Raw genomic sequence first — 19,702 nt, forward strand, 5'->3', positions numbered from 1 at the left:
TCTTCACGCTGGTTTAAGGTTGAGATGTCAAGAGGTGGCTATGATGCGCCATGCTTTTGTCCTCTGTTGCCTGATCGGCGGCCCGGTTGCGGCCGCGCCCGCAATCACTCCGGTTGCCGTCTATGGCTCCGGCGCCCCGGCCATGGCCCCTGCGCTCGCCGCCCGCGCGCTGGCCGCGCACAACCGCGAAAGGGGGCGGATGAGCGAGGCACCGCTGGTCTGGGACGAAGCGCTGGCGCAAGGCGCGCTCGATTGGGCGCAGGAACTGGCCCGCAGCGGAAAGTTCGAACATGCCTCGGCCGAGCGACGCAAAAAGGCGGGCGAAAACCTGTTTATGGGCACGGCGGGCGCATACCCGATCGAAACCATGATCGAGCAGTTCATCTCCGAACGCGACGATTTCCTGCCCGGCACATTCCCCGCCGTCACCCGTGATGGTAATTGGCGCAATGTTGCCCATTATACCCAGATCGTTTGGCGCGGGACGCAGCGGCTGGGTTGCGCGATGGCGCGCGGGCCTAGGGATGATTTTCTCGTTTGCCGATATTGGCCGGCGGGGAATATTTTTGGGCAGAAGGTGCCGTAAGGGGTTTGGAAGGTTTGGAGTTTTGCCTCCGGCGGGCAAAGGGCGGGGGCCCTTTGCAATCCCATCATGGGGTTGTGCATGATTCGCGACGAAACATGATGTGCTGTCGTTTTAAAGCCTGCGGCGCGGCGAGCTCATGCAGTCTGGCGCCGCAGGCTTTAAAATCTGAACGCCGCGCTTTCAGCGTTTCGGCTGAACCATGCGCGCAACGCCTACATTAACGGGATTGCAAAGGGACAAGTCCCTTTGCCCGCCGGAGGCATAAACCTTACCCGAACTGATCCGCCACCAACTTGGCGAAGGCATCGGCGCGGTGGCTGATCTTGGCCTTATCGGCGGGGGGGATTTCGGCGAAGGTCTGGTCATAGCCGCGCGGGATGAACACCGGGTCGAAGCCGAAGCCCAGACGTCCGCGCGGGGGCCATGTCATCGTGCCGTCGACGCGGCCTTCATAGACCGCATCGACACCATCGGGCCATGCCAGCGCCAGCACGCAGGCGAAATGCGCCGCGCGGCCCACGTCCGGCCCGTGTTCGCACAGGAGGCCCTCGACCTTGCCCATGGCCATGAACCAGTCGCGGCCTTCGGGACCTTCGTACCAGTGGCGCTCGGCCCAGTCGGCAGTGTAGACGCCGGGCCGTCCGCCCAGCGCCTGAACACACAGGCCCGAATCGTCGGCCAGCGCAGGCAGCCCGCTTTCCACCGCCGCGAAACGCGCCTTGATCAGCGCGTTTTCGATGAAGGTGGTGCCGACTTCCTCGGGTTCTTCCAGCCCCAGTTCGCCCGCCGACACGCATTCCAGTCCATAGGGGGCCAGCATCTTCTGCATCTCGGCCAGTTTGCCCAGATTATGCGTGGCGATCACGATCTTGCCGGAAAGTCTGGTCATCGGCGCTTGGCCCCTTTGGAGGATATTTGGATGTTGTACGGCAGGCCGGTGGGGCAATTAAGCCCCGACCGCCTTGGCCTGTGCAGCAAAGATGCGGTCGCAGCCAATGCGGGCCAGACGCAGCAGGCGCAGCAGGCCCTCTTCGTCATAGGTCGCGCCTTCGGCGGTGGCCTGCGCCTCGGCAATATGGCCGCCTTCGATCAGCACGAAATTGGCATCGGCATCCGCGCCCGAATCCTCGATATAATCAAGGTCGAGAACCGCTGCGCCATTGACGATGCCGCAGGAAATCGCGGCCACCTTGCGCGGCAGGGGGTCCTCAGCGATCAGCCCCTTGGCCATCAGCCCGTTGACCGCCAGACGCAGCGCCACCCAGGCGCCCGAGATCGAGGCCGTGCGCGTGCCGCCGTCGGCCTGGATCACGTCGCAATCCAGCGTGATCTGGCGCTCGCCCAGCTTTTTCAGATCCGTGACGGCGCGCAGCGAGCGGCCGATCAGGCGCTGGATTTCCTGCGTGCGGCCCGACTGCTTGCCCTTGGCGGCCTCGCGGCTGCCGCGGGTATGGGTGGCGCGCGGCAGCATCGAATATTCCGCCGTCACCCAGCCTTCGCCCTTGCCGCGCAGGAACGGGGGCACGCGTTCCTCGACGCTGGCCGTGACCAGAACCTTGGTGTCGCCAAAGCAGACCAGCACGCTGCCTTCGGCATGCTTGGTGAAATTGGTGATGATTTCGATCTCGCGCATTTCGTCGGGCGCGCGGCCAGAGGGACGCATGGCAGGCCTTTCTATAGGTAAAGTTTGGTTCCTGATGAAGTTGACGCGGCCCTATCGCGTCCCGCGGGCAGGGGCAAGGTTTTGCCTGCCGGTTCTGCCTGATTTGACGTATCGCCCGATGTGCCATCTCTCTTGATTTGATGGGATGGGCCGCCCAATATGGTGGAGATGGCCAATTCCCCTCCTTCCGACCTTTCCTTTCCCGAGGTGACGGGGCGCGCGCGCGAAGTCTTTCGGCAAGTGGTCGAGGCCTATCTGCATTCGGGCCAGCCGGTGGGGTCGAAAACGCTGGCAGGCGGTGGGGCGCTTAACCTTTCGCCTGCCTCTATCCGCAGCGTTTTGGCCGAGTTGGAGGGGATCGGCCTGCTTTCGCATCCCCATACCAGTGCGGGACGCATGCCGACCGAGCAGGGGCTGCGCCTGTTTGTCGACGGCATGATGCAGGTGCGCGAACCCAGCATGGAGGAGCGCGCCGCCATCGAGCGTTCGCTGCACCAGCCCGGCCCGATCGAGGCGGCGCTGGCCGCGACCAGCGCCGCCCTGTCGGACCTGTCGGCCTGCGCGGGTGTGGTGATGGTGCCCCAGCGCGAACCGCGACTGGCGCAGATGAGCCTTGTGCTGCTCTCGCCGGGCCGGGCGCTGGCGGTGCTGGTGGGTGAGGATGGGGGCATAGAAAATCGCATTCTGGCGCTGCCCGCCTCGCTGGGGCCGGGCGCGCTGGAGGCGGCGTCGAATTATATCACCGCGCATCTGGGTGGGCGCACTCTGGCCGAGGCGGCGCGCGCGATGCAGGCCGAAATCATCACCGGGCAAAGCGCGCTCGATGCGGCCAGCGCCGATCTGGTCCAGCGCGGATTGGCGGTGTGGAGCGAGGATGCGGCCCATCGCCCCGTGCTGATCGTGCGCGGACAGGCCAATCTGCTGGACGAGGCGGCATTGTCCGATCTTGATCGGGTGCGTTCGCTGCTCGACGATCTGGAAAACAAACAATCGGTGGCCGAATTGCTCGACCGCGCCAAACAGGGCGACGCGACGCGCATTTTCATCGGCAGCGAGAACCGGCTTTTCGCGCTTTCCGGCTCATCGGTCATTGCATCTCCCTATCGGGATCGCGATGGACGGGTGATCGGTGTTGTGGGGGTAATCGGGCCAACGCGGTTGAATTATGCGCGTCTCGTCCCCATGGTGGATTTCACAGCCCAGTCCCTGGGCAAACTGATCGGTTGAAACTGGAATAATCGGAACAATGACGGAAGAAACTACGCAGGGTCAAAATGAGGCCGGAGACGATCTGGCCGCCCGCATCGCCCAACTCGAAAACGATCTGGAAGCCGCGCGCAATGACGTGCTTTACGCGCGCGCCGACACGCAGAACGTGCGCCGCCGTCTGGAAAAGGACATTGCCGACGCGCGCGCCTATGCCAGCACCAGCTTTGCCCGCGACATGCTGAGCGTGGCCGACAATCTGTCGCGCGCGCTCGACGCCATTCCCGCCGATCTGCGCGAGGATGAGCGTCTGAAGGCGCTGCTGGCCGGGATCGAGGCCACGGGCCGCGAGTTGGACAAGGTGTTTGGCCAGCATGGCATCCAGAAGGTGGCCGCCCATGGTCTGCCGCTGGACCCCAATCAGCATCAGGCGATGATCGAAGTGCCCCATGATGCCGAACCCGGCACCGTGATTCAGGTGCTTCAGCATGGCTATTCGATCAAGGATCGCCTGCTGCGTCCGGCCATGGTGGCCGTGGCCAAAAAGCCGGAATAAACAGGACGCGCGGGGCGGGTGGAACTTTCCCCCGCCTTGGCCCTTTCCTTGGTAACGAGGAAAGGAGGCTGTTATGCGCAATTTTCTGATGGTGGGCGTGCTGGCCGGTGCTCTTGTGATGACCGGGGGCTGCGCCCGCAACTATGGCGGCGAGGGCGCACTGGCAGGCGCGGGCGTCGGTGCGGTTGTGGCCGGTGTGTCGGGCGGCGATGTAGCCACCGGCGCGGCGATTGGCGCGGCGGCGGGCGGTGTGGCCGGTTCGACGGTGCGCAAGCGCGACGGCAATTGCTATCGCATGGATGATCGCGGCCGCGAATATCGCGTTCGCTGCTGAACGGGCCGGAGGAAGCCCCATTAAGGAAAAGCCCGCCTGTCATCGCGACAGGCGGGCTTTTCCTTAATGGGCAGGCGTGCGCGATTACATTTTGGAGTGATCCATGCCCGGTCCGGTCATACTCGACCCCATCATGCCGGGCGCTTCGATCTGCATCGGCGCGGTCAACTTGCGCCCGTCGGAAAAGGTCAGCGTCAGTTCGGTCGCTCCCCCGGCCTTGAGATCGGGCGAGACGTCGAAGACCATCGCATGTTTGCCGCCCGGACCAAAGGCCACGCTCTGGCCCGAACCGATGTCGAGCCGGGGCACGGCCTCCATGATGCCGTCGAGCGTGACATGCATCTCGGCCTTGCCGGTATGGGCCACGCTGACCCCGGTGAGGGTGGCGACCGAACCGCTTTGATTGGAGACGGTGAAATAGCCCGCCGCCGGGCGCCCCTTGACCGCAGGCAGGACGAGGCGGCCATCATGGACCAACATGCCGTCCATGGCCGAAAGACCGGCGGGGGGCTGCGCCTTTTTCTCGCCCTTGCATGCCGACAGGGCACCCAGGGCGAGGGGCAGGCAAAGGGCCAAAGCGATCTTTTTCATCCGGTGGCAATCCTTGGGTTCTGGATCATGATGCGACACAAAGGGCGGCGGCACGTCCGGCTTGCGGATCGCTGCGGAGCGCAGGTTTAGGCAATTTTGCGCGCCTTTCCAAGCATCACCGCGCAGGCCCGCGCGCGAATGCGGCGCAGGGGAGCAAAAATATCACGGGCCGGGCGGGCCATCCAAAAAGGAAAACCATGCCGATCGCGCCGAAAATGAGCGGCAAAATGCGCCAAGGTCGTGGATGAAGTGATGCTTCGCGCGCCAAGGCCCTTGTTAGGCGCAAAAGCCCACCTATATGCCGCCAAGTCAAACGAGCCATCGAGCCGCTTTGCCGGATTTTTCGGGAAGCCAAAGGGTGGTGTCAACACTGGACTTAGGGATCGACGATATGGGTAAAGTAATCGGTATTGACCTTGGCACCACCAACAGCTGCGTTGCTGTTATGGATGGGGGCAAGCCCAAGGTTATCGAAAATTCGGAAGGCGCGCGCACCACGCCCTCGATCGTGGCCTTCACCAAGGATGGCGAGCGCCTGATCGGCCAGCCCGCCAAGCGTCAGGCGGTGACCAACCCCGACAACACGATTTTTGCTGTGAAGCGCCTCATCGGCCGTCGTTTTGACGATCCGATGACCCAGAAGGATATGGAACTGGTTCCCTATGCCATCGCCAAGGGCAAGAATGGCGATGCATGGGTTGCAGCCGGTGGCACCGACTATTCGCCTTCGCAGATTTCCGCCTTCACCCTTCAGAAGATGAAGGAAACGGCCGAATCGTATCTGGGCGAAACCGTGACGCAGGCCGTCATCACCGTGCCCGCCTACTTCAATGACGCCCAGCGTCAGGCCACCAAGGACGCGGGTCAGATCGCGGGCCTTGAAGTGCTGCGCATCATCAACGAGCCCACGGCGGCCGCGCTGGCCTATGGTCTGGAAAAGAACGATGGCAAGACCATCGCTGTTTACGACCTTGGCGGCGGCACGTTCGACGTCTCGATCCTCGAAATCGGCGACGGCGTGTTCGAGGTGAAGTCGACCAACGGCGACACCTTCCTTGGCGGTGAAGATTTCGACACCAAGGTCGTCGAATATCTGGCCGACAAGTTCAAGGCCAAGGAAGGTCTGGACCTGCGCGGCGACCGTCTGGCGCTTCAGCGCCTGAAGGAAGCGGCCGAAAAGGCCAAGATCGAGCTGTCGAGCGCGCAGACCACCGAAATCAACCTGCCCTTCATCACCGCCCGCATGGAAGCAGGGGCGACCACGCCGCTGCATCTGGTCGAAACGATCACCCGTTCGGATCTCGAACGTCTGGTGGCCGATCTGATCGCGCGCACGATGGAACCCTGCCGCAAGGCGCTGCAGGACGCGGGCGTGACCGCCGCGCAGATCGACGACGTGGTGCTGGTGGGCGGCATGACCCGCATGCCCAAGGTGCGCGAAGCCGTGAAGGAATTCTTCGGCAAGGAACCCCACACGGGCGTCAACCCTGACGAAGTGGTTGCCATGGGCGCGGCCATTCAGGCGGGCGTGCTGCAGGGCGACGTCAAGGACGTGCTGCTGCTCGACGTGACCCCGCTCTCGCTGGGCATCGAAACGCTGGGCGGCGTGTTCACCCGCATGATCGACCGCAACACCACGATCCCGACCAAGAAGTCGCAGGTCTTCTCGACCGCTGATGACAATCAGCAGGCCGTGACCATCCGCGTCTTCCAGGGCGAGCGCGAAATGGCTGCGGACAACAAGATGCTGGGCAATTTCGACCTGATCGGCATTCCGCCGGCGCGTCGCGGTGTGCCCCAGATCGAGGTGACCTTCGACATTGACGCCAACGGCATCGTGAACGTGTCGGCCAAGGACAAGGGCACCGGCAAGGAACAGCAGATCAAGATCCAGGCCAGCGGCGGCCTTTCGGACAATGACATCGACCAGATGGTCAAGGATGCCGAAAAGTTTGCCGAAGAGGACAAGAAGCGTCGTGAGGCCGCCGAGGCCAAGAACAACGCCGACAGCCTCGTCCATGCCACCGAGCAGCAGCTGGCGGAAAATGGCGACAAGATCGATGCCTCGCTGAAGGCTGAAATCGAAGCCGCCATTGCCGATGCCAAGGCCGCCATCGAAGGCAATGATCCGGCCGAAATGACCGCCAAGACCCAGGCCCTGACCGAAAAGGCCATGAAGATGGGTCAGGCGATCTATGAGAAGGAACAGGCTGCTGCGGCCTCTCCGGGCGCTGCTCCGGCGCAGGACGATGTGGTCGACGCCGAGTTCTCGGAAGTGGACGACAAGAAGGCCTGATGTTGCGATGAAAGAGGCCCGCTCTGAACGGGGCGGGCCTCTCTTCAGGGGAAATGTGCAATGTCGGCTGAAATCGACTATTACGAACTGCTGGAAGTTTCGCGCGATGCCAATGAGGCGACGCTGAAATCTTCCTATCGCAAACTGGCGATGAAATTTCACCCGGATCGCAACCCCGGTTGCAAGGAATCCGAGGCCAAATTCAAACAGATCAGCGAAGCCTATGATTGCCTGAAGGACCCGCAAAAGCGCGCGGCCTATGACCGTTTCGGCCATGCCGCGTTTCAAAATGGCGGACCGGGCGCTGGCGGCTTTCAGGGCGGCGGCGATTTCGGCGACATCGGCGATATTTTTGAGAGCATCTTCGGCAACGCCTTTGGCGGCGGCGGCGGGCGTCAACAGGCGCGGCGCGGGGCTGATCTGCGCTATGATCTCGAAATCGGGCTGGACGATGCGTTTCATGGCAAGACCGTGGAAATCGAGGTCGAAGTGGCCACGGGCTGCGAACCCTGCAAGGGATCGGGCGCGGAGCCGGGCACGGGCAAGCGCCGCTGCAACCTGTGCGGCGGGCATGGCAAGGTGCGCGCGCAGCAGGGCTTCTTCATGGTCGAGCGGACCTGCCCGACCTGTCATGGCCGGGGCGAGGTCATCGAAAAGCCGTGCAAGAAATGTCATGGCGAAGGCCGCGTCGATCAGCGCCAGAAGCTGGAAGTCGCGATCCCCAAGGGCGTGGACAATGGCAACCGCATCCGCCTGTCGGGCAAGGGTGAGGCCGGGCCTAATGGTTCGCCGCCGGGCGATCTCTACATCTTCCTGCACATCAAGCGCCATCCGGTGTTCGACCGCGAAAGCACGACGCTGCTGACCCGCGCGCCGATCAGCTTTACCACGGCGGCTCTGGGCGGGCAGATCGAGATTCCGGGTATGGATGGCGTCAGGCATGTCATCGACATTCCCGCAGGCATCCAGACCGGCAAGCAATTGCGCAAGCGCGGCGCCGGTATGCCGGTGCTGAACGGGCGCGGGATGGGCGATCTGGTGGTCGAGGTGGCGGTGGAAACGCCGACCAAGTTGACCGCGCGCCAGAAGGAATTGCTGCGCGAGTTTCAGGCGACCGAAACGGGCGAGGAATGTCCCGAAGCCAAGGGTTTCTTTGACCGGTTGAAGGATGCCTGGAGCGATTTGACGGAGTAGGGCTGGGGGTTTTTGCCTCCGGCGGGCAAAGGGACTCGGTCCCTTTGCAATCCCGTTATTGTCTAAGTCGCGTTGTGGTTCGGCCTTTGGGGCTGGCGCGGTGTTTGAATTTTAAAGCCTGCGGCGCAGCATAACGGCGCCGCAGGTTTTATTTTTGGTGTGGCTCTCGGTTGCCTCTGAAACACCACCCCAACAATGGAATTGCCAAGGGTCGAGACCCTTGGCCCGCCGGAGGCCCACTTTCCTCCCTTGATTTCCCCTTTTGTTCTCCCTACGATGCGTCCCATGGCCAAACCGAAACGCCGCTTCGTCTGCTCCTCCTGTGGCAGCGTCACCACCCGTTGGCAGGGACAATGCGTCGATTGCGGCGAATGGAACACGTTGAGCGAGGAAGCGCCCCAGACGGTGTTTTCGGCCAAGCATGATCTGTCGAGCGGCGGTCGGGCGATCCTGTTTGAACCGCTGGACAAGGCCGATGACCGGCTGGTGCGGCGCAGCACGGGGATTGCCGAGTTTGACCGCGCGCTGGGCGGTGGCCTTGTGCCGGGCAGCGCGATTTTGATGGGCGGCGATCCGGGCATCGGCAAATCGACGCTCTTGCTTCAGGCCAGCGCCAGAGTGGCGCAGGCCGGTGGCTTGGCGGTCTATATCAGCGGGGAGGAAGCGCCGGGCCAGATCCGTCTGCGCGCTGAGCGGCTCGGCTTGCAGAGTGCCCCGATTCGGCTCGCTTCCTCAACCTCTGTGCGCGATATTCTGACCACGCTGGGCGGGATGGAGGCGCCCGCGCTGTTGGTGATCGATTCGATCCAGTGCATGCATTCCGACCAGATCGAGGGCGCACCAGGCACGGTCAGCCAGGTGCGTGGATGCGCCTTCGAACTGATCCGCTATGCCAAGGAGAATGGCGCGGCGCTGGTGCTGGTGGGCCATGTGACCAAGGACGGCAATATCGCGGGCCCGCGTGTGCTGGAGCATATGGTCGATGTGGTGATGGCCTTTGAGGGCGAGCGCAGCCATCAATATCGCATCCTGCGCAACCTGAAAAACCGCTTTGGCCCGGTCGATGAAATCGGAGTTTTCGCCATGGCAGGCAAGGGTTTGGAGGAAGTGTCGAATCCTTCGATGCTGTTCCTGTCGGGCCGCGAAAATCCGGTGCCGGGCAGCGCGGTGTTCCCCGCCATCGAGGGTACACGTCCGGTACTGGTGGAAATTCAGGCGCTGATCGTGCGGTTGCAGTCGGGGGCCACGCCCCGGCGCGCGGTGGTGGGTTGGGACAATGGGCGTCTTGCCATGCTGCTGGCGGTGCTGGAGGCGCGCTGCGGGCTGAATTTTTCGGCCTGCGAGGTCTATTTGAATGTGGCGGGGGGCTATCGTCTGGCCGATCCGGCTGCGGATCTGGCCGTGGCGGCGGCGCTGGTTTCGGCGCTGGCGGACAAGCCTTTGCCCGCGCGGGCGATATGGTTTGGTGAAGTGTCGCTGGCGGGGGAAATCCGCCCGGTGGCCCATGGCGGCCTGCGCCTGCGCGAGGGGGCCAAGCTGGGGTTTGAGCGGGCCTATGGGCCGGAGGAAAGCGGCGGTTCGGGGGAAACGCCTTGCGAAATGCGGCACAGCGCTATCAACCTGCTGCCAAATCTCGTTGACCGCATCGTGGGGGACGAATAACCCCCTTGGGCTATGACCGGATTTGATATTCTTGTGCTTGTGGTGGTCGGCCTTGCCGCCACCTTCGGCTTTCTGCGCGGTTTTGTGCAGGAGGCGATCTCGCTTTTCGCTGGCGCGGTGGCGATTGTTGCGATCCATACGCTGCACACGCCGCTGGCCGAGGTGCTGACGCCCCATATCGGTACGGAAAGCGGGGCCAGCGTGCTGGCGTTCTTTTTGCTGCTGATCGTGCCTTATGTGCTGGTACGGGCGGTGGCGCGCTATCTGGGCACAGCCAGCCGCGCCTCGGCGCTGGCGCCGGTGGACCGGGTTTTGGGTTTCGGCTTTGGCGCGGTCAAGGGCACGCTGATTATCGTGCTGGGCTATTCGGTGCTGATTCTGGCCTATGACACGATCTGGGGCCCGAAGGGGCGGCCCGGCTGGATCACCCACTCGCGCACGTATAATTTCATTGATGCCAGCAGCGAGGCGATGGTCAAGATGATCTCGCAGCGCCGCCGCGAGGCCGCCGAGGATCGCGCCAAGGACGAGGTCGAGCCCAGTCCCGGGCCGACTCACACGCCGACGACTCACGCCAGGCGCAAGACGCATCGCGCGGTCGATTGAGATGGCCTCGGTTGCCGCTCTCTATACGCCTGAGGTGTTGATGCTGGCGACAGGGCTGGTCCGACATCGCTGGGATGATGCGCTGACCCTGCAAGGCGCGGCGCGCTCGGCGAGTTGCGGCAGCACGATGAAGGTGGGGATCGATCTGGACACCGAGGGCCGGATCGCGCGGATCGGTCTTGCCGCGCAGGCCTGCGCGATCGGGCAGGCGGCAGGCGCAATCATGGCCGATGCCGCCATCGGGCGCGGCGAAAGTGATTTTGCCCGCGCCGAGGCCGATCTCATGCGCTGGCTGGCGGGCGAGGGGGATCTGCCTGACTGGCCGGGCCTTGCCGCCATCGCCCCGGCGCGCGCATTTCCGGGCCGCCACGGGGCGATTTTGCTGGGCTGGCGCGCTGTGTTGCAGGCATTTTCCAGCTTTGCAAATGGCGAAGGCGAAATCGCATAAATGCAATTGTGACAAACCACTGCCGCGCAGCAGCAATATGTTGCACCGCACCGCCATACGGTGTTAGCGTGCGCTACAACTCTGGGAGGAGCGAGGGCGCATGACCGAAAAGGCAGAAGGCAAAAGCGACACGGTTATCATCAAGAAATACGCTAACCGGCGTCTCTATAATACCCAGTCGTCGAGCTATATCACGCTCGATCACCTGTCCAAGATGACGCGCGAAGGCGTCGAATTCCGTGTGCTGGACGCCAAGTCGGGCGCTGATATCACGCATCAGATCCTGACACAGATCATCATGGAGGAAGAGGCCAGCGGCGAGCAGATGCTGCCGGTCAATTTCCTGCGCCAGTTGATCGGCATGTATGGCAATTCGATGCAGGGCCTGATCCCGCATTATCTCGAAGCCAGCATGGAGCAGTTCCGCGCCAACCAGATGAAGCTGCGCAAGGCGTTTGAGGACAGTATGGAGAGCAATCCGCTGGCCCGTCTGGCCCAGCAGAACATCGCCATGTTCCAGGCCGCCGCCGCCGCCTTCATGCCCGGCACCGACGGCACGCCGCCCAAGCCCGCCGAACCCGCGCGCGAGCCGGAGGCCGAAACCGGCACGAAATCGGAAATCGACGCGCTGCGCAACCAGATGCTGGAAATGCAGAAGATGCTCGACAAGCTGGCCAAGTAAGCATTTCGCCGGGCGCAGCGGTGGCTGCGCCGGGCATATTGCGGGGCCGGGGCAGGGAATTTCGCCCATCCCGGCGTTTTTTGCAAAAAACCGGTTCCCGTTTTTCGGCGCCTTGCTTAAACGCTGCGCGCCATGAATCAGAAAACGCAAAAGCCCGCCCAGATCCGCCACGCCCTGACCGTGAAGCGCGAAGATGATTTCGCCGCATGGTATCAGCAAGTCGTCTCCGAAGGCGAGATGGCCGAGGAAAGCGGCGTGCGCGGCTGCATGGTCATCAAGCCGTGGGGCTATGGCATCTGGGAACGCATCCAGAAGATCATGGATGCCGCGATCAAGGAAGCGGGCGTCGACAATTGCTATTTCCCGCTATTTATTCCGCTCAGCTATTTTTCCAAGGAAGCCGATCACGTTGAGGGTTTCGCCAAGGAAATGGCGGTCGTCACCCATCACCGCCTGATCGGCGACGGCAAGGGCGGGCTGATCCCCGATCCCGAGGCCAAGCTGGAAGAACCGCTGATCGTGCGCCCCACGTCGGAAACGGTGATCGGCGCGGCCATGGCGCGCTGGGTGCAATCGTGGCGCGATTTGCCGCTGATGGTGAACCAATGGGCCAATGTCGTGCGCTGGGAAATGCGCACCCGCATGTTCCTGCGCACCAGCGAATTTCTGTGGCAGGAAGGGCATACCGCCCATGCCGACCGCGATGATGCAATGAAAGAAACGCTGCGCGCGCTTGAAATGTATCGCAGCTTTGCCGAAAACGTACTGGCCATGCCGGTGGTGGCGGGCGAAAAGCCGGAGAACGAGCGTTTCCCCGGCGCCGTGGCGACCTATTCCATCGAAGCGATGATGCAGGATGGCAAGGCGCTGCAGGCCGGGACCAGCCATTACCTCGGCACCGGTTTTGCCGAGGCGGCGGGCATTCGCTATCAGAGCAAGGAAGGCGCGCAGGAACTGGCGCACACCACCTCGTGGGGCGTTTCGACCCGCATGATCGGCGGCGTCATTATGACGCATGGCGATGATGACGGTCTGCGGGTGCCGCCCGCGATTGCCCCGCATCAGATCATCATCCTGCCCATGCTGCGCGAGGATGACGGCGACGAGGCGCTGCTCGCCTATTGCGAGGAAATCCGCCGCGAATTGCTCAAGCTCTCGGCCCTGGGCGAACCGATCCGCGTGCTGCTCGACAAGCGCCCCGGCAAGGCGACGCAAAAGCGCTGGGCCTGGGTCAAGAAGGGCGCGCCGATCATTTTGGAAATCGGCGGGCGCGATGCGGCGGGCGGCATGGTGTCCGCGCTGCGCCGCGACCGCATCTGGCGCGAGGACGCCAAGACCAATTTCGTGGGTCAGAGCCGCGAGGAATTCGTTGCCGGGGCCGCCGCGCTGCTGGAGGATATTCAAGCAAGCCTGCACCGCGAAGCGACCGAGAAGCGCGACGCCAATATCACGCGCGGCCTGACCACGCTGGATCAGGTGGCCGAGTTCTTTGCCGAGGACAAGCGCTATCCGGGCTGGGTCGAACTCAACTGGAGCCGCCCGACCGGCGATGCGCTGGAAAAGGTGGTCGAGCAGTTGAAGGCGCTGAAGCTCACCATCCGCAACACCGCGCTCGACGCCGCGCCCGCCGAAGGTCTCTGCCCCTTCACCGGCGAAGCGGCGGTTGAGCGCATCTACGTCGCGCGGGCCTATTGATGCTGCTGGCGCTGGTTCTCGCGGCAACGGTTCCGGCCTATTCCTTTGGGCCGATCCTGACGCTGGCCGATCCGGCGCCCAGCCATCCGGAAATCGACGCGCGCTATTCGTCGCCCTATCGGCGGTGCCTGGCGCGCCGCGATCTCAACACGATCCTGCATGACCAGTGCAATGCGCAAGAGATGAAGCGGCAGGATGCGCGTTTGAACGCAACATGGGCGGTGATGTTCAAACGCCTGCCGCCCGCGCGCCAGACCGCGTTGCGCAGCGCCGAGCGCGCATGGATTGCCGAGCGGCAAAAGCATTGCCTGCTGCAATCCAAGGAAGCCGAGGGCGGTTCGCTGGAGGCCATCGAATATAGCTCCTGCATGGTGGACGAGACGATCCGCCGCACCATCTGGCTGGAAAAACTACGCTAGTTTGCCCCCTTGCGCGGGGGCGTGGGCATGGCACATTCGCCGCCATGATCCGCCACACGCTCATCGCCGCCGCCCTGCTGCCCGCCGCCGCTTTCGCCCAAAACGCGGCGCCTTCGCCTGATCGCCTGCGCGCCACGGTGACTTCGCTGGTGGGCTTTGGCACGCGCCATACTTTGTCCGCTCAGGATGATCCCAAACGGGGGATCGGCGCGGCGCGCAAATGGGCCGAGGACCAATTCCGCGCCATCGGGGCGCAATGCGGCGGCTGCCTCTCCATCGAATTGCCCGAACGCATGGTGACCAGCGCCCGGATTCCCACGCCCGCGCGTCTGGTCAATGTCGTGGCCATTCAAAAGGGCACTGAGCGGCCCGACGAAGTGACCATCATTCAGGCCCATATCGACACGCGCGTCTCGGATGTGATGAACGCCACCGCCGATGCGCCGGGCGCCAATGATGACGGCTCGGGCGTGGCGCTGGTGCTGGAGGCGGCGCGGATCATGGCGCAGCGCAAATTCCCCACCACCGTGGTTTACGCGGTGCTTTCGGGCGAGGAGCAGGGCCTGCTGGGCGGCCGCTTGTTGGCCGATGTCGCGGCAGAGCGGGGGTGGAAGGTCAAGGCGGTGCTCAACAATGACATTGTCGGTAATACGCGCGGGTCGGACGGGCTGGTGGATGACACGCATATCCGCGTCTTTTCCGAAGGGCCGCGCGCCAATGCCGATGCGAAACTGACCGCCGCCCAGCGCCGCGAAGGGGGCGAGAATGACAGCCCCAGCCGCAACCTTTCGCGCTTTATCGCCGGGCTGTCCGCCAAAGATCTGGCCGTGCGGCAGGTGTGGCGCGCCGACAGGGTGGGGCGCGGGGGCGATCATCTGCCCTTTGAGGAGAAGGGCTTTCCCGCCGTGCGCCTCACCGTGGCGGTCGAAAATTATGATCACCAGCATCAGGATATCCGCCGGGAAGGGGCCGTCCAGTATGGCGACACGATCGAGTTCATGGACTTTCCCTATCTGGCCCGCGTGACGGCGCTTAATATCCGTGCGGCCAGCGCTATTGCCGCGGCGCCCATGCCGCCGACGGTTTCCCAGAAAATTGCCGTTTCGCCCGACACTGATCTGAAATGGAGCGCGGTTCCCGGCGCGACTTCTTACGCCATCTGGCGCCGCCGGACCGATGCCGCTGGGTGGGAGGCCAAGCCCTTTGCCACCACCGGCAACACCGCGATGACGTTCAAAGGCCTGCGCGGCGATGACTGGTTCCTTGGTGTTTCGGCGGTCGGGGCCAATGGCGCGCAAAGCCCGATTGCCAGCGCTCTGCCCGGCGGTTCGTATGAGCGCCCGGCGCCCTAGGCTTGTAATGCGCGCGCTTTGGGGCCAAGGCATCCGATATGGCCTTTGACAAACGACCCCCGCGCAAACCCGGCAAACTTTCCGTCCGCAAGATGGAGCCGGGCATGCCCACCCGCCAGCAGGTGCTGGACTTTATCGCCAACGCCGCCGATGAGGTGGGCAAGCGCGAGATTGCCAAGGCATTTGGCCTGAAGGGTGCGGAGAAGATCGAGCTGAAGGCGCTGCTCAAGGATATGGCCGAGGAGGGCCTGATCGACGGCAAGCGCACCGCCTATCACCGCATGGGCGGCGTGCCCAAGGTGACCGTTTTGCGCGTGGTGGGCGTCGAGGATGGCCTGCCGATTGCCGTGCCCGACAAGTGGGAGCCGGACGATGCCGGCGCTCCGCCGCGCCTGACCGTGGTGGAACAGCGCGTGGCCCAGAAGAAGGGGCCGCAGATGCGCGGCGTGGGCGCGCTCAAGCCCGGCGACAGGATTTTGAGCCGCACCGAGGAAACGACCGAAGGCTGGCTGGCCTTTCCGATGAAGAAGCTGCCCAATGATGCCGAGGGCATCATGGGCGTGGTCGAGATCGACGGCGCGGGCAAAGGCTGGCTGGCCCCCATCGACAAGCGCGAGCGCCATGCGGTGCAGATCTCCGATCTGGGCGGGGCGGTCGAGGGTCAATTGGTCATGGCCGAACCGGCCGGGCGCAGCCCGCGCGCGGGTGTGCGCGTGGTGGCCGTGCTGGGCGATCCGCTGGCGCCCAAGAGCTTCAGCCTGATCGCGATCCACAAGCATGGCCTGCCGCATATCTTCTCCAGCGAGGTGATCGCCGAGGCCGAACTGTCGGCGCGCCAGGCGTTGAGCCAGGAGCAGCGCGAGGATGTGACTCATCTGCCCATCGTGGCCATCGACCCGGTGGACGCGCGCGACCATGACGATGCGATCTGGGCCGAACCCGATGGTGAGGGCGGTTGGCGCGCGGTGGTGGCAATTGCCGACGTCTCCTTCTATGTCCGCCCCGGCGGCGCGCTGGACCGCGAGGCTCGCAAGCGCGGCAATTCGGTCTATTTTCCCGACCGCGTGGTGCCGATGCTGCCCGAGGTGCTTTCGGCGGACGTTTGCTCGCTCAAGGCCGGCGCGCCCCGCGCGGCCATGGCCTGCCATCTGACCTTTGATGCCGAAGGGCGGATGACCTCCTTCCGCTTTACCCGCGCGATTGTGCGGATCGCCGAAGTGATCACCTATGAGGAGGCCCAGCGCCGCATCGACGAGAGCGAGGCCGCGCCTCATCTGGTCAACCTGTGGGGTGCTTGGAAGGCGCTGACCAAGGCGCGCGAAAGCCGCGACCCGCTCGAACTCGATCTGCCCGAGCGCCGCGTGGTGCTGGACGAGATGGGCCGGGTGGCTTCGGTGGCGGTGCGCGAAAGGCTGGACGCGCATCGCGTGGTCGAGGATTTCATGATCGCGGCCAATGTCGCGGCGGCCAAGGCGCTGGAAAGCAAGGCCGCCCCGGTGGTCTATCGCATCCACGAGCCGCCAAACCGCGAAAAGCTGATCGCGCTCAAGGATTACCTCGCCACGTTCGAGCGCAAGCTGGCGCTGGGGCAGGTGATTACGCCCGCGCTGTTTAACCGGATGCTGAAAAGCATTGATGATGAGATCGAAAAGGCTCTCATCATGGAGGCGGTGCTGCGCAGCCAGACGCAGGCCTATTATGGCCCGCGCAATGCCGGGCACTTTGGGCTGGGGCTGGGGTCCTATGCCCATTTCACCTCGCCCATCCGCCGCTATTCGGATTTGCTGGTGCATCGCGCGCTGGTCGATGCGTTCCATCTGGAGCAGCCCGCGCCATCGGGCGATCTGCCCGCGCTCTCGGGCCTGCATGGGCGCGACCGTTCGGATCTGGCGCGGATCTGCGATGCGATTTCGACCGCCGAACGCCGCGCCATGGTGGCCGAGCGCGAGACTGTGGACCGCTATGTCGCGGCATGGCTCTCGATGCATGTGGGCGAAATGTTCGATTGCCGGATCACCGGGGTCCAGCGTTTCGGCCTGTTTGCCACGATCATCGGGCTGGGCGGCGATGGATTGGTGCCGGTCTCGGTGCTGGGCGACGAGAGGTTCCACCATGATGAAAAGGGCCAGCGGATGGTGGGTGAATCCACCGGCACGGTCTTTGCCATCGGCGATCGGGTCCGCCTGCGTCTGGCCGAGGCCAATGCGCTGACGGGCGCGTTGAAGCTCGAGCCGGAGGAAGGGCAGGGCCGGATCGAGAAGCGGGGCGGTGTGCCTCTGCCGGACAAGGCCGGGCTGAAGCGCCGCGGCAGCCATCTCGTGGGCCATCGCGGGCGACCCGCCAATATCCGCCATCAGGGCAAAAGGCGTTAACTGAGGCGGTCGATCTCCGCCTCATCCATGCCGCCCGGCACGATGAACAACGGGCAGGACAGGGCGCCCAGCCCGGCCCCGGTAAAGTGGCCGATCAGCGGCCCCTGACCTGTGCCGGATGCCCCGGCGCCCGCAGGCGCGCCCAGCACGAGGGCGGCCACTTCGCTGTGTTGCGAAAGATATTCGCGCACCGCCTTGACCGGCTCGCCCGCCACCACCGCGATCACCGGCATATGGCCCGCCTGCGACAGGACGCTGCCCGCGGCGGCGGCGGCGATGGTTTCGGCGCGCGCGCGGGCCTCTTCCTCGATGGTGGCCTGAATGCCGCCAAAGGCCGAAAAGGGCTGGGGTGGCACAAGGGCCAGAATATGGACCTGTCCCTGGGTCTTGATCGCGCGCCGCGTGGCAAAGCGCAGGGCCACGCGCGCTTCGTCGGTTTCATCCACGATCACCAGATAGACACGCATCGCACAATCCTCTTGAACCGAATTTCCGGCCCCTTGAACCGAATTCCTGGCTGTTTGAACCGGAAATCCCGTGATGCACGGTGATGACACAAACGCGCGCGCGACGCAATTTGACCGCGCAGGAAGCGCGAAGGGTCGCTTTTGGGCTTGTCGCCGGGGGCCTGCAGGGCATAAGTTTTGTGGGTTAAGCCATCAAGCACATTCCTATTCGGCCTAAGCATCTTGCCGATTGGTGCAATCCCCGGCAGAAGCAGACCGATTCTAAAATTAGCCATAAGGACGAGAAGCCCTCATGCCGATCTCGATCAAGATGCCCGCTCTGTCTCCCACGATGGAGCAGGGGAAACTGGCCCGCTGGCTGGTTAAAGTTGGTGATACGGTTAGCGCTGGCGATATCATGGCCGAGATTGAAACCGATAAGGCTACGATGGAATTCGAAGCGGTGGACGAAGGCACGATTGTCGCCATCGAAATCCCCGAAGGCACCGACAATGTTAAGGTCGGCACCGTGATCGCCCAGCTGGCCGGTGAAGGCGAAGATGCCTCGGCTCCGGTGGCCAAGCCTGCTGCTGCTGCTCCGGCGGCTCCCGCTGCTGCGGCGCCCGCACCGGTCGCGGCCGCCCCGGCCCCGGCTGCTGCTCCGGTCAAGAGCGGCGACCGCGTGATCGCCTCGCCGCTGGCCAAGCGGATTGCCGCACAGAAGGGCGTCGATCTGGCCGCCGTCAAGGGCACCGGCCCCAATGGTCGCATCGTCAAGGCCGACGTCGAGGGCGCGCAGCCCGGCGCGGCGGCGCCTGTTGCGGCGGCGGCTCCGGCTGCTGCTCCCGCGCCTGTGGCGGCTCCGGCTCCCTCGGCGCCCGCTGCCCTGCCCGACTTTGGCATCCCGCATGAGGATCTGCCGCTCTCGACCATGCGCAAGACCATTGCGCGCCGCCTGACGGAATCGAAGCAGCAGGTGCCGCATATCTACCTGACCGTGGATATCCGCCTAGATGCTCTGCTCAAGCTGCGCGGCGAACTGAATGCGGCGCTGGCCGCGCGCGGGGTCAAGCTGTCGGTCAATGACATGCTGATCAAGGCGCTGGGCGTTGCCCTGACGCAGGTGCCCCAGTGCAACGTGGCCTTTGCGGGCGACACGCTGCGCCAATATGCCCGCGCCGACGTGTCGGTGGCGGTCTCGATCCCCAATGGCCTGATCACGCCGATCATCACCGACGCTTCGGGCAAGGGTCTGGCCGCGATCAGCACCGGCATGGCCGATCTGGCCAAGCGCGCCAAGGAAGGCAAGCTGGCCCCGACCGAGTTCATCGGCGGCACCGCCAGCCTGTCGAACATGGGCATGATGGGCATCAAGCAGTTCGAAGCCGTCATCAACCCGCCGCAGGGCATGATCATGGCCATTGGCGCCGGTGAAAAGCGCCCCTGGGTGCTGGAAGACGGCAGCCTGGGCGTGGCCACGGCGATGTGCGCCACGGGCAGCTTTGACCACCGCGCCATTGACGGCGCCGATGGCGCGCAACTGATGGCCGCCTTCCGCGAACTGGTCGAAAATCCGCTGGGCCTGCTGGCCTGA

Annotated in this window: 20 protein-coding genes; 15 read left to right on the top strand and 5 right to left on the bottom strand. The window is 64.1% G+C overall.

Annotated features, from left to right (window positions below):
- Positions 1 to 40: 40 nt before the first annotated feature.
- Positions 41 to 586, top strand: a complete 546-nt coding sequence (locus tag FHW92_RS07365) for a CAP domain-containing protein (RefSeq protein ID WP_168602595.1) — start codon at positions 41 to 43, stop codon at positions 584 to 586.
- A gap of 268 nt (positions 587 to 854) precedes the next feature.
- On the opposite strand, the gene rdgB is transcribed toward FHW92_RS07365, so the two are convergent.
- The gene (gene rdgB, locus FHW92_RS07370) at positions 855 to 1,475 is read right to left on the bottom strand and encodes an RdgB/HAM1 family non-canonical purine NTP pyrophosphatase (protein ID WP_168602596.1); all 621 of its coding nucleotides are present in this window, start codon (positions 1,473 to 1,475) and stop codon (positions 855 to 857) included.
- A 57-nt stretch (positions 1,476 to 1,532) separates the two neighbouring features.
- Positions 1,533 to 2,249: a ribonuclease PH gene (rph, locus tag FHW92_RS07375; protein WP_168602597.1), complete on the bottom strand. Its 717-nt coding sequence runs from the start codon at positions 2,247 to 2,249 to the stop codon at positions 1,533 to 1,535.
- A 168-nt stretch (positions 2,250 to 2,417) separates the two neighbouring features.
- Here rph and hrcA point away from each other — a divergent pair, with 168 nt between their 5' ends.
- The 3 genes from hrcA (at position 2,418) to FHW92_RS07390 (ending at position 4,345) form a co-directional block, all read left to right on the top strand.
- A complete protein-coding gene (gene hrcA, locus FHW92_RS07380; RefSeq protein ID WP_168602598.1) occupies positions 2,418 to 3,476 on the top strand; it encodes a heat-inducible transcriptional repressor HrcA in 1,059 nt (352 codons plus the stop codon).
- Between the two features lie 19 nt (positions 3,477 to 3,495).
- Complete coding sequence (grpE, locus tag FHW92_RS07385) at positions 3,496 to 4,011, top strand: nucleotide exchange factor GrpE (RefSeq protein WP_168602599.1); 516 nt, start codon at positions 3,496 to 3,498, stop codon at positions 4,009 to 4,011.
- Between the two features lie 73 nt (positions 4,012 to 4,084).
- Positions 4,085 to 4,345: a hypothetical protein gene (locus FHW92_RS07390; protein WP_168602600.1), complete on the top strand. Its 261-nt coding sequence runs from the start codon at positions 4,085 to 4,087 to the stop codon at positions 4,343 to 4,345.
- Between the two features lie 84 nt (positions 4,346 to 4,429).
- Here the strand turns inward: FHW92_RS07390 and FHW92_RS07395 are convergent, their stop codons facing one another.
- Both FHW92_RS07395 and FHW92_RS07400 read right to left on the bottom strand, forming a co-directional pair.
- The gene (locus FHW92_RS07395; RefSeq protein WP_246869991.1) at positions 4,430 to 4,936 is read right to left on the bottom strand and encodes a copper chaperone PCu(A)C; all 507 of its coding nucleotides are present in this window, start codon (positions 4,934 to 4,936) and stop codon (positions 4,430 to 4,432) included.
- Positions 4,937 to 5,022: 86 nt separating this feature from the next.
- A complete protein-coding gene (locus FHW92_RS07400; RefSeq protein WP_168602601.1) occupies positions 5,023 to 5,304 on the bottom strand; it encodes a hypothetical protein in 282 nt (93 codons plus the stop codon).
- 23 nt (positions 5,305 to 5,327) lie between these two features.
- Between FHW92_RS07400 and dnaK the strand changes: the two genes are divergently transcribed.
- The 10 genes from dnaK to FHW92_RS07450 all read left to right on the top strand — a co-directional run bounded on the left by dnaK (position 5,328) and on the right by FHW92_RS07450 (position 17,662).
- Complete coding sequence (gene dnaK / locus FHW92_RS07405) at positions 5,328 to 7,232, top strand: molecular chaperone DnaK (RefSeq protein WP_168602602.1); 1,905 nt, start codon at positions 5,328 to 5,330, stop codon at positions 7,230 to 7,232.
- Positions 7,233 to 7,292: 60 nt separating this feature from the next.
- Complete coding sequence (gene dnaJ / locus FHW92_RS07410) at positions 7,293 to 8,426, top strand: molecular chaperone DnaJ (RefSeq protein ID WP_168602603.1); 1,134 nt, start codon at positions 7,293 to 7,295, stop codon at positions 8,424 to 8,426.
- Between the two features lie 285 nt (positions 8,427 to 8,711).
- Positions 8,712 to 10,088: a DNA repair protein RadA gene (gene radA / locus FHW92_RS07415; protein WP_168602604.1), complete on the top strand. Its 1,377-nt coding sequence runs from the start codon at positions 8,712 to 8,714 to the stop codon at positions 10,086 to 10,088.
- 12 nt (positions 10,089 to 10,100) lie between these two features.
- The gene (locus FHW92_RS07420; protein WP_168602605.1) at positions 10,101 to 10,694 is read left to right on the top strand and encodes a CvpA family protein; all 594 of its coding nucleotides are present in this window, start codon (positions 10,101 to 10,103) and stop codon (positions 10,692 to 10,694) included.
- Position 10,695: 1 nt separating this feature from the next.
- Positions 10,696 to 11,142 (top strand): iron-sulfur cluster assembly scaffold protein, encoded by a 447-nt coding sequence (locus tag FHW92_RS07425; RefSeq protein WP_172249227.1) that lies wholly within the window; start codon positions 10,696 to 10,698, stop codon positions 11,140 to 11,142.
- A 100-nt stretch (positions 11,143 to 11,242) separates the two neighbouring features.
- Positions 11,243 to 11,824, top strand: coding sequence for a polyhydroxyalkanoate synthesis repressor PhaR (gene phaR / locus FHW92_RS07430; protein WP_168602606.1), 582 nt, complete (start codon positions 11,243 to 11,245; stop codon positions 11,822 to 11,824).
- Positions 11,825 to 11,956: 132 nt separating this feature from the next.
- On the top strand, positions 11,957 to 13,519 hold the full coding sequence (proS, locus tag FHW92_RS07435) for a proline--tRNA ligase (protein WP_168602607.1): 1,563 nt from the start codon (positions 11,957 to 11,959) through the stop codon (positions 13,517 to 13,519).
- Complete coding sequence (locus FHW92_RS07440; RefSeq protein ID WP_168602608.1) at positions 13,519 to 13,938, top strand: lysozyme inhibitor LprI family protein; 420 nt, start codon at positions 13,519 to 13,521, stop codon at positions 13,936 to 13,938. The genes proS and FHW92_RS07440 overlap by 1 nt, the downstream gene beginning before the upstream one ends.
- A gap of 44 nt (positions 13,939 to 13,982) precedes the next feature.
- Positions 13,983 to 15,290 carry a M20/M25/M40 family metallo-hydrolase gene (locus FHW92_RS07445; RefSeq protein ID WP_168602609.1) on the top strand — a complete coding sequence of 436 codons (1,308 nt, stop codon included), beginning with the start codon at positions 13,983 to 13,985 and terminating at the stop codon, positions 15,288 to 15,290.
- A gap of 104 nt (positions 15,291 to 15,394) precedes the next feature.
- Entirely contained in the window at positions 15,395 to 17,662 is a 2,268-nt protein-coding gene (locus FHW92_RS07450) for a VacB/RNase II family 3'-5' exoribonuclease (RefSeq protein ID WP_168602610.1), read from the top strand.
- On the opposite strand, the gene FHW92_RS07455 is transcribed toward FHW92_RS07450, so the two are convergent.
- Positions 17,659 to 18,129, bottom strand: a complete 471-nt coding sequence (locus FHW92_RS07455; protein WP_168602611.1) for a universal stress protein — start codon at positions 18,127 to 18,129, stop codon at positions 17,659 to 17,661. The genes FHW92_RS07450 and FHW92_RS07455 overlap by 4 nt on opposite strands.
- A gap of 292 nt (positions 18,130 to 18,421) precedes the next feature.
- On the opposite strand from FHW92_RS07455, the gene FHW92_RS07460 reads away from it, so the two are divergent.
- A complete protein-coding gene (locus FHW92_RS07460; RefSeq protein ID WP_168602612.1) occupies positions 18,422 to 19,702 on the top strand; it encodes a pyruvate dehydrogenase complex dihydrolipoamide acetyltransferase in 1,281 nt (426 codons plus the stop codon).

This window comes from Novosphingobium sp. SG707 (assembly GCF_012275515.1).
Classification (GTDB): Bacteria; Pseudomonadota; Alphaproteobacteria; order Sphingomonadales; family Sphingomonadaceae; genus Novosphingobium.